This window comes from Cohnella mopanensis (assembly GCF_022352055.1).
Classification (GTDB): domain Bacteria; phylum Bacillota; class Bacilli; order Paenibacillales; family Paenibacillaceae; genus Cohnella; species Cohnella mopanensis.
On the sequence record NZ_JAKRWM010000021.1, the window covers coordinates 1 to 12,908 of the forward strand.

Sequence of the window (12,908 nt, forward strand, 5' to 3'; positions counted from 1 at the left end):
AGGAGTTCGAATCTCTTAGGGCGCGCCAGTAAGAAAACTGAATATGCCGGTGTGGCGGAATGGCAGACGCGACGGACTCAAAATCCGTTTCTCGCAAGGGAGTGGGGGTTCAAGTCCCTTCACCGGCACCACTACAGTAATCAAGAGCTTATCGCGAAGATCTGAAAAGATCCTAGAAGATAAGCTTTTTTGTTGAATTTATAAATCGTTCGATAGCCGTTAAGCGTAGAGGAGCAGGGGATTATCGTGGAAACAATTATACATAGCGAATGGATTGAAACTCATTCACAGTTACTAATCGATAGCTACTATCGCGCGACCGGGAGATCCCTTATCCGATATGATAACAACTCAGTATCTGCAGCTGAGGTTTTGTTTAATGGTCCTTTCGTGCTCTTGTCCCATGGGACGGAGCAGGACCCAGTACTGAATTACGGGAATCGTTCGGCTTTGCGCTTGTGGGAAATGACGTGGGATCAATTCACGGCGATTCCATCGCGGCTGACGGCCGAACCGACAGAGAGAAGCGAAAGAGAACGGCTGCTGGCGGATGCTAAAAGGCAGGGATATTCGGATGGATATTACGGCGTTCGCATCTCCAAGAGCGGGACAAGATTTGAAATTCAGAACGTGTTGCTTTGGAATATCGTAAACGATGCTGGCGAGTACAAAGGACAAGCCGCGGTGTTTACGCAATGGAAACGATTATAAAGATCAGAAAATGCCCGCGGACTAATTCCGTGGGCATTTTCAATATATAAGGTTACGGGACTCTATTGCTTCGGCAGTACGCTGCCACCGAAGAGGAAACGATATTCCCATTGGGTGTTCGCGAAATCACCTACGTGGACTCCTCCGCTAGCATTGGAGTAAGTGTGCAAGATTTTGCCGTTTCCGAGGTAGAGGGCAACGTGGGTGATTCGTTGGCTTGTTTTGTCGATTCCTTCATATTTCTGAGCAGCAGATCCCTTGTAGGTCATGAAGAACATCAAATCCCCGCGTTTCAGCTTGTGCCAGTCTGTCACGGCGGTTCCATTTTTTTGGACATATGTGCCTTGCTGGCGGGAGTCGGCTGGAAGGGTAACGCCTAGTGACTCCTTAAATATCCAACGAACGAAGTCCGAACAATCGAACGTAGCCGTCGTGCTACGATTGGAACCGAACTCGTAAGGTGTTCCTTCGTATTTCATGCCGTCAGTGATCACTTTTTCGATCGCTTCGGTAGCTGCTGTATTCTCGTCAACTCCGTTGTTCGTATCCGTACCCATACTTGACGATGAATTAGTATCCGTTGCCGAGCTAGAATTCGAATTCTCTTCTATAGTAGAAGAAATCGATTTGTTTTTCGCTGAAGCGTTCTTCGTCGGAGTAGCTAGTGAAGCAGCCGAAACCGCCGGAACGGTACTCAATCCACTTGCTAACAGCAAGGTTGCGCACAATCCCAATACGTGTTTTTTCACGCTTCAACACCTCCGTTTAATGTCTAGCTATACGCTAACATAGGAGGAAAGTTGGGGGAAACCCTCAATTGTTGCCATTCGCTAGAACCGTTAGTCTGATAGGTCAAGGTCCCAAGGCGGTAACCACCCCCGACCACAGTCTAGGAGTAAAAACATACGCGAGTCCGTTATGCAAAAGCACAGAGAGGTTTACAATAAGGTCATGAGGTAAACGAGTAACAGAAAAGAGGTGAAACAAATGCGAAGCGGAAATGGGCTGGCAATCCTGCTTATCACATTCGGCGGATTAATCGTACTAGGTAAATTGGGCTTAGGGCTCGGGTGGTTGTTCGGACTACTTATCCCGATACTGATTATTCTACTCGGTGTCGTAGCTTGGAACAACGGAAACCGACTGCTGGGTGGAGTCATAACGGTAGTTGGGGGATTTATTCTTCTCGGTAAGCTGAGCTTCTTGTTCGTCTGGGCTGCGGCAATCGCGCTGATCATATTCGGAGTATCGATGCTCGGTCGCAAGAATCATAGAACTCGAATGTAACTTAACTATAAGAGTAGCCGTAATCGGAACAAGGAGGGATACAGGGAATGAGCGTCATAAAAAGAGTTCGCGATATGACGGTGGCAACACTGAACGATCGTCTTGAGAAGTCGGAAGATCCCGTTCGCGTAATTGACCAGTTTCTATGGTCGACGCATCAAGAAATTACGCAGTCGGAAGGGCTAGCTCGTCAGTATGCAGCTCATACCGATAATCTGCATCGGCAGTGGAGAGACGCAGAGCAATGGATGACGAAGCGCGAGCAGCAAGCGTTAACGGCGCTAAAAGCCGGCGAAGAGGATGTAGCGAAGCTGGCGCTTCAAGAAAAGGTCATTCATGAAGAACGCGCGGAAAGATATCGCCAACTGTACGAGCAAAGCCGGAATGAATTGACCGATCTGGAGCAACTGTTGCAGGAGCTGCGCAATGAATATCGGTCGGTATATGACCGCCGCCAGTTCTATGTTGCGAGAATGGAGTCGCTTCGTCTCCAACAGAGACTGAATGCGCGTTATACTCCGGGTAATCCGGATACGTCGCAAATGTTCCGCAAGATCGACGACAGATTGACGGATATCGAGCTTGAAACCCGGAGTTTGCGCGATCTTCGGCGCATGGGCCAAGAAACGTTGATGCAAGCGGGCGAGCTTGTGAAAACGACGATCGAGAGAGAACTGGAGCAGTTAAAGCGTAAGCTGCAACAAGGAGGTTAAACAAGGATGCGTAAATTATATCGTTCTACGCGGGACCGAAAATTATTCGGGGTGTGCGGAGGCTTGGCCGATTATCTCGGCGTCGATGCGACGTTGCTCAGAATATTGCTGATCATCGTGGCGGTCTTCTCGGCGGGTTCCGTGATCGTCGTATATATCATCGCCGGTTTCGTCATTCCTCGTGAACCGAATTACGGTGGCGGCTTCGGAGCTAATCCATACGACCAAGGCTGGAGAGGCAATGAACAGTCTCAATACGGCTACGGCAATCAGAATCAGAACTGGAATCCCAATTCTAACAACTATGCAGGGCCGGCTCCAGGAGCAAGACCAGGCGCGGGGTTCACCAACCCGAGCGCGCAACGTCCAGCCCCCTATACAGCACCTACGCAGTCTCCCTCTCAACCTGCGCAAGGGATCGACGCGATGATGGAAGATATAGAGAAGAAGTCGTTGCAAAGAGAGATCGAAGAGTTGAAAGCTAGAATTTCAAAATTTGAGAAACAATCGAAAGGAGAATAACACAATGGGTGTATTCCAAAGAATGAAAGACATGACGAAGGCTTCGGTACATGACTGGCTAGATAAACTTGAGGATCCGATCGTAATGCTGAATCAATATCTTCGCGATATGGAAACGGAAATACATGATGCCGAAGTTACGGTTGCTAAGCAAATGGCTTCCGAACGCAGGATGAAACAACGCTTGGATGAGCTTGTAAGATTAGGAGTAGACCGTGAAGGACAAGCGGAGCATTCCCTTCGCAACGGTAACGAGGACCTCGCCCGCAAACTTCTCGCGGAGAAGGTTCAATTGAGCCAACAAGCGGCGGATTTGGCCGGCCTGCACGATCAAGCAAGCGCGCAAGTGAACGATCTGACCGCGCAGCTTCATGAAATGAAAGAAGAGTACTACAAGCTTCGCAACAAACGCAATGAATTGGCGGCGCGTTCGCAGATGGCGAAAGCACGCAAGCAAATGGCACAGATCAGCACGCTGCATACGATTGAGAGCGGTTCGGCTTCCCGCGGCTTCCATCGCATGGAGGAGAAGATCATGCAGCTCGAAGCGGAAGCGGATGTTGCCCGTATCCCGGGATCGTCTTATGGCGGAGTACCAACGCGCATCGACCCGGAAAAAGAATATCGCGTAGAGCAAGAGCTTGAAGCTCTAAGAAACCGCGTGCAACCGAATTTGAGCAAAGAATAAAGAGCAAACATTCTCCCTTGTCGCAAGATGTGCTATGATGTCAGAAAGATAGGGAAGAGATAGCTGGCCAAGCCATAACGGGTTGAAATCCGTTATGGCTTTAACTACGAAAATTAGGTGAAGCAGCAGGAGGTGTGACCCGACATGAGGAAGCCCAGTAATGCGATATTGTTCATAGCCGCCGGACTTTACCTCGCTCTTGGAGCCATGGCGGGTTACACGACGGTAAATGCCGTCGTGCTACTGCTTCTAGGAATAGAGCGTTATCGATCCGATCGTTCGCGAATATCCATTATTGTCATTGTCATTAGCACGTTAGTGCTGATCATTACCCAATTCGCTTTGTTCGCGGTTGTGGTTCTAGTATCCCTCGGCATTTATTACTTTAGGGGCAGGCCGCCGACGGTCGGAACTTATGAGAGCAAGCACAGACTCCTATTAAATATGAGGCTGGACGAACAGTCTTGGCTGCTTCACTCGATGAGCTACTGGCATGCCATCGGCGAAATCCGAATGGATATGTCGTTAGCGGTACCGGAGGACAAAGAAACGACGATTGTTCTGCAGGGATTGGTTGGAGATTTGGATCTTATCATTCCGGATGACTACGGAATTCAGGTCGAAGCTTCGGTGCTCATCGGTCAAGTATCGTTCAAACAGATCAAAGAAGGCGGCATGTTCCATCGCTTATCGTGGAGGTCGCCCAATTATGACGAATGCGAGCAACGATTGAAACTTCAGTTATTCTATCTCGTAGGAGATATCAAAATACGAACGGTATAAATCAACTTCGAAAGGGGGAGTCGCATGGAATCCCAGAAAGTGACCAATATGGTGTGGCGCCATATGGGCGAATCGGTGCTGTACTCCCTTGGCGTTGGCGCACTTGTCATTTTATTGTTGATTAGATACGGGTTGGCGGGAGAATTCCTCTCGTGGGGAGCGGTCATCTCTTATTCATTGACCGCATTGGGCGTTCTCACCGTAACAGGGGCTGCTTACGGCTTCTGGAGAAGTTATCCGATAAGGCATCGGCTTGAGCTTCTAAGGGAGACCATGCTGATGTTGGAAAAAGGCAGCTCTAATCCGCCGTTGCCCAACCTTGGCAAGGACGAGATCGGGCGTCTCGGGGAACAGTTAGGAAAGCTTGGCCGCAAATGGGAGGATCAAGTCTCGTCGCTGCAACGCTTGTCCACTAACAATGCAGAATTGGCAGCCCAAGCTCGCATGAGCGCCGTCATCGAGGAACGCCAGCGACTGGCCCGCGAGTTGCACGATGCGGTAAGCCAACAGCTGTTCGCGATCTCGATGACGGCCACGGCCGTTGGCCGGACAATGGACAATGATTTCGAGCGGGCCCGCCGTCAGGTGGAATTAATAGAAGAAATGGCATCCGCAGCGCAATCGGAGATGAGAGCCCTGCTGCTGCATCTGCGTCCAGTTCATCTGGAAGGCAAGCGATTGGCTCAAGCGATTCCTGAATTGGTGGAAGAGATGAAAGCCAAGGTGCCGGTCGATATTTCGATCGACATGGAGCAGGATTTGCCACTTAACAAAGGTGTGGAGAACCATCTCTTCCGAATCGTGCAGGAGGCGCTTTCCAACACACTTCGGCATGCCAAGGCTACGAAAATGGATATTGTGCTTCAACGTCGCGGAGATGCCGTGCGGCTAGGCATTAAGGATAACGGAATCGGCTTCGACACGCAGGTGAAAAAACAGGCATCCTATGGAATGACGAACATGGAGGAGCGCGTGAACGAGCTTGGCGGATCGTTAAATATCGCTAGCGCTCCCGGCAAAGGAACGAGAATCGAAATCAGAGTGCCCTTGATGGCGGAAGGCGGATAACCGAATGGCAGATCAATCTTTGGTTCGGGTTTTATTGGTCGATGATCATGAGATGGTTAGAATCGGTTTGGCTGCGGTGCTCGGAACGGAAGAAGGCATCGAAGTGGTAGGCGAGGCAGGCAACGGAATGGACGGTCTTCGGCTTGCGCGCGAATATTCCCCCGATGTCGTGCTTATGGATCTAGTGATGGAAGGCATGGACGGCATCGAAACGACCCGCCAGATTATGGAGGAAATGCCGGAATGCAGAGTTATCGTACTTACGAGCTTCTTGGATGACGAGAAGATGTATCCCGTTATCGAAGCTGGAGCGTTCAGCTACTTATTAAAAACATCCCGGGCTTCCGAAATTGCGGATGCCATACGAGCGGCATCCCGCGGGCAGTCGGTGCTCGAGTCGCAAGTCGCCTCGAAGATGATGAACCGCTTCCGCCGTCCTCCACAAGCTAACTCGCAGCCCCACGAAGATTTAACCGATCGGGAGATGGAAGTGCTGAAGCTGATCGCCCTAGGGAAATCGAACCAGGAGATTGCCGACGATCTGTTCATCGGAATCAAGACGGTTAAATACCATTTGACGAACCTATTCGGCAAGCTGAGCGTGGAGGATCGGACGCAAGCCGCGATCTATGCGCATCGGAACGGACTAGCGGACTAAATGAGAATAACCTCCCGTACAGGGGCCAATGGAATAACGCTCTTCACCGAACTAACCTCCATCAAGGGACCGGCGCTAAGAACGCCCCAATAAGCGGTGCTTTCGGACTGCTCCTCCGATTGTATAGTGCTGATGTCTACTTGAGCTTTGGATTTGCGCGTTCGCTTAACCGGACGCACTGTCCGTTCCCCGTTTAGAACGATCGTGGAAGGACTGCAAGAGGTGAGGATTCCGGTATGACGCGTACCATCATTCAGGATTACGCAAACCGCCCGTCCGCACAACGGCTGAAGAGAGTCCTCATCGAAAGAAAAAGAAGAATCCATCATGCTATCATCCTCCATGGATTAGAATTTTAAGCAGTGTATTCAAGGCGAGACAAACGTGTAAGGGTATTTGCCCACGCTTTGGAAAAGACAGTTAAAAACGTAGCGTTGGAATGTTAATTGTGCTAAACTACAATTCATGAGATTTGACAATAATCAGATCATCCAATCCTGCATACAAGAAAGATGAGGACCATGACGACGGACAACAAACAAGAGTCTATTTCCGCTCATGAAGCGGTCTATTTCATTTTCGGAGCTACGGGCGATCTGGCTCGCCGAAAACTATTCCCAGCCTTGTATAGCTTATATCGCGAAGGTAAGCTAGGAGAACGTTTTGCCATTGTCGGCTTAGCTCGTAGACCGCGTACCCCATCCCAATTCCGTGATGACGTATACGAGTCCATACAAGAATTTTGCCGGTACAAACCAAGCGATAAAGAGGCATGGAACGCTTTTGTTGGACATTTTACATATCAATCCCTCGACACGGGGAACGTAGATGCTTTCAAGCAGTTGAAAGCTCATACGGAGGAACTGGAAGCGCAATATCAAATTCCGGGGAACCGCCTGTTTTATTTGGCGCTTGCACCGGAACTGTTCGGTAACGTATCCCGCAATCTTCGCGACGGCGGCATGCTTGAGAGCAGTGGCTGGCATCGCCTTGTCATCGAGAAACCTTTCGGCTACGATTACCCTTCCGCTGAGCGCTTGAATGAAGAAATTCGTCAAGTATTCCGCGAAGATGAGGTATTCCGTATCGATCATTACCTCGGCAAGGAAATGGTACAGAACATCGAAGTTATCCGATTGTCTAATGCCTTCTTCGAACCGTTGTGGAACAACAACCACATCGCGAACGTTCAGATCACGTTAGCGGAGACAGTGGGCGTCGAAGAACGCGGTGCTTATTACAATAAGTCGGGCGCGTTGCGCGATATGGTTCAGAACCATATGCTGCAAATGCTTACGATGATCGCCATGGAACCGCCAAGCCGCCTTGATCCGGAAGATATTCGGGATGAGAAGGTTAAGGTTCTTCGTTCGATCCGCAATCTCGTGTCCGGCGAAGAAATTCGTCGGAATATCATAAGAGGGCAGTACGCGCAAGGAGCTTCGCGAGGCAAGGAACTGAAGGGCTACCGCCAAGAGGATTCCGTCGATCCGGAATCCGTCACCGAGACGTTCTTCGCGGCTCGTCTATTCGTTGACAACTTCCGTTGGGCTGGCGTACCGTTCTATGTCCGTACAGGCAAGCGCTTGCCGGTCAAATCGACGGAGATCGTCATCGAGTTCAAGAACGTTCCGAATAACGTTCTGTTCGCGAAGCGTCAGGACTTGCAACCGAATCTTCTCGTCATTCGCGTCAACCCGATGGAAGGCATCTACATTAAGTTCAATGCCAAGAAACCGGGTAACGACATGACGGTTCAACCGGTGGCGATGGAGTTCTGCCAAAGCTGCCAAGTCGGCTTGAATACGCCAGAAGCTTATGAGAGGTTAATTTTCGACGCGGCGCGCGGGGATCATACGTACTTCACGCGTTGGGACGAGTTAGCCGTCGCATGGAAACTGATCGATCCGATCGCCGCTGCTTGGCGAGAAGATTCCAGCGATCTGCAGTCGTACGCTGCGGGCTCGTGGGGACCTCAAAAAGCGATAGAGCTGCTGACGGACGAAGGTTTCCACTGGTGGCCTGTTAACGGGCAAGACGAGGATAATGTCATTTGGGTATCAAATACAAGCAAATAGTAAGTTCGGAGGTGTCTGCTTTGCCGAAAATTTACGATATCAGTATGACGATAGAAGAGAACATGCAAGTGTGGAAAAGCTATGAGCAGAAGAAACCGCGGATCACGAACGTGCAAAATCACGATGAAGGCAAGCCGCATGAAAGCTTGCTCACGATTAACACGCATACGGGAACGCATGTAGATGCTCCACTTCACATGCTTGCGGGCGGCGCTACGATTGAAACGATTTCGTTGGAGCGCTTGATCGGACCGGCACGGGTGCTGGATCTAACGCATTTGAAGGAGTTTATCACGAAGGAAGATCTTGAACCGTTCGCTATTCAGCGCGGGGAGAGATTGCTGTTCAAGACGACAAGCTCGTTAACCGAAGAGTTCATGCTTGACTTCGTCTTCTTGCGTGAAGACGGAGCGAAGTACTTAGCGGATATCGGAGTGGGCCTAATCGCGACGGACGCGCTCGGAATCGAACGCGCTCAAGCGGAGTATCCGACACATCGTACATTGATGCGCAATGATGTTATCATTGTCGAAGGGGTACGTTTGAAGGATGTAGAAGCGGGAAATTACACGTTAGTGATCGCTCCGCTTAAGCTTACCGGAATCGATGCAGCTCCTGCACGCGCTTTTCTGATGGCGTAATGCAAGAGATTCGTCTTTAGCGAATACAGAGAGAAGGGTCTTTTCGCCCTTTTCTCTTTTTTTGGGTTTACAACGTAACAGTGTTATGTTACATTAACGGTGGAGGGATTGCTATGGAACAAGATTTGATATCCAAAAAAGATCTACTCGATGAAAAGGGCATATCCTACGGCCAATTGTATCGTTGGAAGCGAAAACAGCTCATTCCTGAAGAGTGGTTTATCCGAAAATCTACGTTTACGGGTCAAGAGACGTTTTTTCCTAAAGATTTAATATTAACGCGTATCGATAAAATCATGAATATGAAGGATGATTTGTCGCTAGATGAGCTGGCGGATAAGTTTTCACCGTTATTGCCTGAGTATGAGATGCGAAAAGTCGACCTATTGAAACGAAACATTGTTTCGCCTGTTGTCATAGAGCGATTTGCATCCGGTGACGCTGACGGGGTCGTCTATACGTTCGATAAATTGCTCTACTTTTATGTCGTCGACAAGCTGCTTCAGGCAGGCGAGATGAGCATGGAAGAAGGAGAACGATTGTTGCAGACGTTGCGCGATCATTTTCCGAAATTCGATGGCAAGCCCTGCGATCTCATATTCATTCGCAAGATGGGCGTATCGTCCTTTGCATTGTTGTCGGTTCCAGCGGATCTGTATTACGAAAGCGGAGTAAAGTTAATCGCGCGGGTGTCTATGTCGGAGTGCATCGAACAACTAAAAGGAAAATGGGTATAGGGGTGAAGATATGGAAACTTTTAACGGACCGGATTTATTGATTAATGGAGTTAGTAAAGCTGGCGGCGGAGAATACGGAAAAGTGAAAATCGATGGAGTGGGAACCGTTGAAGGCAGCGTTGCCTCCGTTACGTTCGACGCGAACGGAATAACGAAGGTACACGGCGACCTCATTACAGGAGAGTTGGATAGCGACGGTATCTTTAGAGTCGATGGCTTGCTAACCGCTAGGAAAATGAAGATAGACGGAAAGATGAAAGTGAAGGGCTCCTTAAAAGCGGACTATTGTTCGGCTAACGGGATTCTGAATATTGGCGGAGATTGCGAAATCGAACAATTTGATATGCATGGCGCATTCGAGGTTCAGGGATTGCTGAATGCGGGTAGGATGGAGCTGAAGCTGCAAGGCAGAGGCAAAGCGCGGGAGATCGGCGTGGAGAGCATTCAAGTCCGTCAAGCGTCGAGAAGCGTATGGGGAAAGCTATGGAGCTGGATGCTTCCGAAGTTCAGCCCGGAGCTGCAAGTTACCGTTATCGAAGGAGACGATATCGATCTGGAATATACCGAGGCTGATATCGTAAGGGGGAACCGGGTTCTCATCGGTAAAGGCTGTTCGATAGGGTTGATCGAATATCGCACGGAGCTTAAGGTACATCCCGGAGCAAAAATCGGTAAAGAGGTGAAGACGGGTGGCTGACAATACGAGACGCGATATGAAGATGTTGGGCGAGACGACGTCCGTAGGCGGACGGTACCGGAATATCAAGCTGACCGGCGAAAGTATATTTAACGGTGATGTCGATTGCATCAAGCTGTATAATACCGGCGAGGTTAAGGTTATGGGAAACTTGAAAACCGAAGAGCTTAAAATTACGGGAGAATGCGAGGTCCAAGGCCAACTTGAAGCGTTAGTCGTACGCGGGCGTGGCGAAGTGAAAGTATCTTCCGGAGTTCGCATGGAGAACGTTAAGTTTACAGGCAACTTGGACGCGAAGGGAGATTGCGAAGCGGGATCGATTGAATTAGCCGGGGCTTTTAACGTGTCAGGCTTACTAAGCGCGGATGGGTTGTACGTGAAGATGTTCGGTCCTTGCATGGCCAGGGAAATCGGAGGGACGACGCTCAGGGTCAAGCGAAGCAAGGCGACGAAGCTGCTCAACTTCTTCATGTTCAAGGGAGATTCTAACTTGAATGCGGAGCAGATCGAAGGCGATGTCGTGGAACTGGAACATACGAACGCAGCCATCGTAAGAGGCAATCGAGTCATTATCGGCCAAGGCTGTCAGATCGGCCGGGTGGAGTACCGGGATTCGCTGGACATCCACAAGAGCGCTAACGTTAAAGATAGCATTAAGCGATAACGGTTGTTAATAAGATTAGGGAGCGCGAGGGAAATGGAGCAACGAAAGCAGGGTAGCTTGGGGATCGTTATCGCCGGTTTGCTACTCGGCATCTTGATGGCATCAATGGATAACACAATCGTCGCCACGGCGATGGGGAACATCGTCGGGGAGCTTGGCGGATTAGATCAGTTCGTATGGGTCACTTCGGCTTACATGGTGGCGGAGATGGCCGGAATGCCGATATTCGGAAAGCTGTCGGATATGTACGGGCGCAAGAAGTTTTTCGTTTTTGGAATCATCGTTTTCATGATCGGATCGGCACTTTGCGGGACCGCCAGCTCGATTACGGAATTGGCCATGTATCGGGCGATTCAAGGGATCGGCGGCGGAGCGCTTGTTCCGATCGCGTTCACGATCATGTTCGACGCGGTTCCGTTGCAATCCCGGGGCAAGCTTGGCGGTCTATTCGGAGCGGTGTTCGGGCTGTCGAGCATATTCGGTCCATTGCTAGGGGCTTACATTACGGACCATATCGCGTGGGAATGGATATTCTACATCAATCTGCCTTTGGGCGTGCTGGCTTTCGCGATGATTACGTTCTTCTACAAAGAATCTCATGAGCACTCGAAGCAACCGATCGATTGGGTCGGCGCGTTCACCCTCGTGGGAGCGGTCATATGCCTCATGTTCGCGCTTGAGCTGGGAGGCAAGCAATATGCATGGGATTCTTCCATGATCTTAGGCTTGTTCGCCGGATTCGCGGTGCTGGCGATCGCGTTCCTCATTAACGAGACGAAGGTCGAGGAGCCGATTATTTCGTACAGCTTGTTCAAGAATCGGCTGTATGCGACGAGCATTCTATGCGCTTTGTTTAGCGGTGCGGCGTTCATTGTCGCCTCCGTGTATATTCCGATCTTCATTCAAGGCGTGCTCGGAGGCTCTGCGACCAATTCGGGGCTCGTGCTGCTGCCGATGATGGTCGGATCGGTCGTCACGGCTTCACTCGGCGGATTCTTAATGACGAAGCTGCCTTATCGAAACCTGATGATTCCTACTCTCGCTATTTTAGTGGCGGGCACGGCTCTTGTGGCAACCTTAAATTCGGAGTCCACAAGGTTGATCGTCACGCTGTATATGATTTTGATCGGTCTCGGTATCGGAGCTTCCTTCTCCGTGTTGAGCAATGCCGCGATTCATGGTTTAACCGCACGCCAACGCGGAACGGCTAGCTCTACGCTTAATTTCATCCGCTCGCTCGGCATGACGATCGGCATTACGACTTTCGGAATTATCCAAAGCCATGTATTTACGGGGAAACTAAAGGACTTTTTCGCTCCTGGAGGTGCGGAAGCGTCGGGCGGACAAATGCCGGATGGTCTTGATTTCAAAGATCCCCACTCGTTGTTATCGCCAGAATTACGGGCCCATATTCCTCCGGAAATTCTGAATCCCATCACGAAAATGCTTTCCTCGTCAATCGTGTATACGTTCGCTTGGGCGATCATACCGGCGGTGCTTGCGTTAGCGGTGGCTTTCTTCATGGGCCGCCAGAAGCTTGATGCCTCCGCGGAAGGTAAAGAATACGCATCCGGGCATTAAAGGGTAAGGTTCATATTCAGTTCACAATTGAATCGTATTCTTACCCAGACGCTAAAGTTAAGATTTGATGGGAAGGTGTA

Annotated in this window: 16 protein-coding genes and 1 tRNA gene; 15 read left to right on the forward strand and 2 right to left on the reverse strand. The window is 50.1% G+C overall.

What is annotated here, in order from left to right; all coding sequences use genetic code 11:
* Window positions 1-45: 45 nt before the first annotated feature.
* Together L3D05_RS22370 and L3D05_RS22375 are read left to right on the forward strand one after the other, a co-directional pair.
* A tRNA-Leu gene (locus L3D05_RS22370) sits at window positions 46-131 on the forward strand.
* Between the two features lie 115 nt (window positions 132-246).
* Window positions 247-711 (forward strand): MEKHLA domain-containing protein, encoded by a 465-nt coding sequence (locus tag L3D05_RS22375; protein WP_239618604.1) that lies wholly within the window; start codon window positions 247-249, stop codon window positions 709-711.
* Window positions 712-773: 62 nt separating this feature from the next.
* Here L3D05_RS22375 and L3D05_RS26820 read toward each other — a convergent pair whose 3' ends face one another.
* Window positions 774-1,460 (reverse strand): C40 family peptidase, encoded by a 687-nt coding sequence (locus L3D05_RS26820; protein WP_369418001.1) that lies wholly within the window; start codon window positions 1,458-1,460, stop codon window positions 774-776.
* Between the two features lie 238 nt (window positions 1,461-1,698).
* Here L3D05_RS26820 and L3D05_RS22385 point away from each other — a divergent pair, with 238 nt between their 5' ends.
* The 7 genes from L3D05_RS22385 (at window position 1,699) to L3D05_RS22415 (ending at window position 6,430) form a co-directional block, all read left to right on the forward strand.
* The gene (locus tag L3D05_RS22385) at window positions 1,699-1,998 is read left to right on the forward strand and encodes a LiaF transmembrane domain-containing protein (protein WP_239618605.1); all 300 of its coding nucleotides are present in this window, start codon (window positions 1,699-1,701) and stop codon (window positions 1,996-1,998) included.
* A gap of 47 nt (window positions 1,999-2,045) precedes the next feature.
* Window positions 2,046-2,711 (forward strand): PspA/IM30 family protein, encoded by a 666-nt coding sequence (locus tag L3D05_RS22390; protein WP_239618606.1) that lies wholly within the window; start codon window positions 2,046-2,048, stop codon window positions 2,709-2,711.
* Window positions 2,712-2,717: 6 nt separating this feature from the next.
* A complete protein-coding gene (locus tag L3D05_RS22395; RefSeq protein ID WP_239618607.1) occupies window positions 2,718-3,233 on the forward strand; it encodes a PspC domain-containing protein in 516 nt (171 codons plus the stop codon).
* 4 nt (window positions 3,234-3,237) lie between these two features.
* Window positions 3,238-3,921 (forward strand): PspA/IM30 family protein, encoded by a 684-nt coding sequence (locus L3D05_RS22400; protein ID WP_239618608.1) that lies wholly within the window; start codon window positions 3,238-3,240, stop codon window positions 3,919-3,921.
* Window positions 3,922-4,065: 144 nt separating this feature from the next.
* On the forward strand, window positions 4,066-4,704 hold the full coding sequence (liaF, locus tag L3D05_RS22405; RefSeq protein ID WP_239618609.1) for a cell wall-active antibiotics response protein LiaF: 639 nt from the start codon (window positions 4,066-4,068) through the stop codon (window positions 4,702-4,704).
* 24 nt (window positions 4,705-4,728) lie between these two features.
* Window positions 4,729-5,772 (forward strand): sensor histidine kinase, encoded by a 1,044-nt coding sequence (locus L3D05_RS22410; protein WP_239618610.1) that lies wholly within the window; start codon window positions 4,729-4,731, stop codon window positions 5,770-5,772.
* A gap of 4 nt (window positions 5,773-5,776) precedes the next feature.
* A complete protein-coding gene (locus L3D05_RS22415) occupies window positions 5,777-6,430 on the forward strand; it encodes a response regulator (protein ID WP_305037461.1) in 654 nt (217 codons plus the stop codon).
* Here L3D05_RS22415 and L3D05_RS22420 read toward each other — a convergent pair.
* Window positions 6,427-6,759, reverse strand: a complete 333-nt coding sequence (locus tag L3D05_RS22420) for a hypothetical protein (RefSeq protein ID WP_239618611.1) — start codon at window positions 6,757-6,759, stop codon at window positions 6,427-6,429. The genes L3D05_RS22415 and L3D05_RS22420 overlap by 4 nt on opposite strands.
* 192 nt (window positions 6,760-6,951) lie before the next feature.
* On the opposite strand from L3D05_RS22420, the gene zwf reads away from it, so the two are divergent.
* The 6 genes from zwf to L3D05_RS22450 all read left to right on the forward strand — a co-directional run bounded on the left by zwf (window position 6,952) and on the right by L3D05_RS22450 (window position 12,828).
* On the forward strand, window positions 6,952-8,508 hold the full coding sequence (zwf, locus tag L3D05_RS22425; protein WP_239618612.1) for a glucose-6-phosphate dehydrogenase: 1,557 nt from the start codon (window positions 6,952-6,954) through the stop codon (window positions 8,506-8,508).
* A gap of 20 nt (window positions 8,509-8,528) precedes the next feature.
* Window positions 8,529-9,149, forward strand: a complete 621-nt coding sequence (locus L3D05_RS22430; protein WP_239618613.1) for a cyclase family protein — start codon at window positions 8,529-8,531, stop codon at window positions 9,147-9,149.
* 113 nt (window positions 9,150-9,262) lie between these two features.
* Complete coding sequence (locus L3D05_RS22435; RefSeq protein WP_239618614.1) at window positions 9,263-9,886, forward strand: YhbD family protein; 624 nt, start codon at window positions 9,263-9,265, stop codon at window positions 9,884-9,886.
* 10 nt (window positions 9,887-9,896) lie between these two features.
* On the forward strand, window positions 9,897-10,583 hold the full coding sequence (locus L3D05_RS22440; RefSeq protein ID WP_239618615.1) for a hypothetical protein: 687 nt from the start codon (window positions 9,897-9,899) through the stop codon (window positions 10,581-10,583).
* On the forward strand, window positions 10,576-11,247 hold the full coding sequence (locus L3D05_RS22445) for a bactofilin (RefSeq protein WP_239618616.1): 672 nt from the start codon (window positions 10,576-10,578) through the stop codon (window positions 11,245-11,247). Before L3D05_RS22440 ends, L3D05_RS22445 begins: the two co-directional genes overlap by 8 nt.
* 33 nt (window positions 11,248-11,280) lie before the next feature.
* Window positions 11,281-12,828 (forward strand): MDR family MFS transporter, encoded by a 1,548-nt coding sequence (locus L3D05_RS22450; protein WP_239618617.1) that lies wholly within the window; start codon window positions 11,281-11,283, stop codon window positions 12,826-12,828.
* The last annotated feature ends 80 nt before the right edge of the window (window positions 12,829-12,908 follow it).

What these genes read in the sequence shown, in the direction of transcription:
- L3D05_RS22385 (WP_239618605.1), top strand. Translation starts at nt 1,699, where the DNA reads ATGCGAAGCGGAAATGGGCTGGCAATCCTGCTTATCACATTCGGCGGA.
- L3D05_RS22390 (WP_239618606.1), top strand. Translation starts at nt 2,046, where the DNA reads ATGAGCGTCATAAAAAGAGTTCGCGATATGACGGTGGCAACACTGAAC.
- L3D05_RS22395 (WP_239618607.1), top strand. Translation starts at nt 2,718, where the DNA reads ATGCGTAAATTATATCGTTCTACGCGGGACCGAAAATTATTCGGGGTG.
- L3D05_RS22400 (WP_239618608.1), top strand. Translation starts at nt 3,238, where the DNA reads ATGGGTGTATTCCAAAGAATGAAAGACATGACGAAGGCTTCGGTACAT.
- liaF (WP_239618609.1), top strand. Translation starts at nt 4,066, where the DNA reads ATGAGGAAGCCCAGTAATGCGATATTGTTCATAGCCGCCGGACTTTAC.
- L3D05_RS22410 (WP_239618610.1), top strand. Translation starts at nt 4,729, where the DNA reads ATGGAATCCCAGAAAGTGACCAATATGGTGTGGCGCCATATGGGCGAA.
- L3D05_RS22415 (WP_305037461.1), top strand. Translation starts at nt 5,777, where the DNA reads ATGGCAGATCAATCTTTGGTTCGGGTTTTATTGGTCGATGATCATGAG.
- L3D05_RS22420 (WP_239618611.1), bottom strand. Translation starts at nt 6,759, where the DNA reads ATGATGGATTCTTCTTTTTCTTTCGATGAGGACTCTCTTCAGCCGTTG.
- zwf (WP_239618612.1), top strand. Translation starts at nt 6,952, where the DNA reads ATGACGACGGACAACAAACAAGAGTCTATTTCCGCTCATGAAGCGGTC.
- L3D05_RS22435 (WP_239618614.1), top strand. Translation starts at nt 9,263, where the DNA reads ATGGAACAAGATTTGATATCCAAAAAAGATCTACTCGATGAAAAGGGC.
- L3D05_RS22440 (WP_239618615.1), top strand. Translation starts at nt 9,897, where the DNA reads ATGGAAACTTTTAACGGACCGGATTTATTGATTAATGGAGTTAGTAAA.
- L3D05_RS22450 (WP_239618617.1), top strand. Translation starts at nt 11,281, where the DNA reads ATGGAGCAACGAAAGCAGGGTAGCTTGGGGATCGTTATCGCCGGTTTG.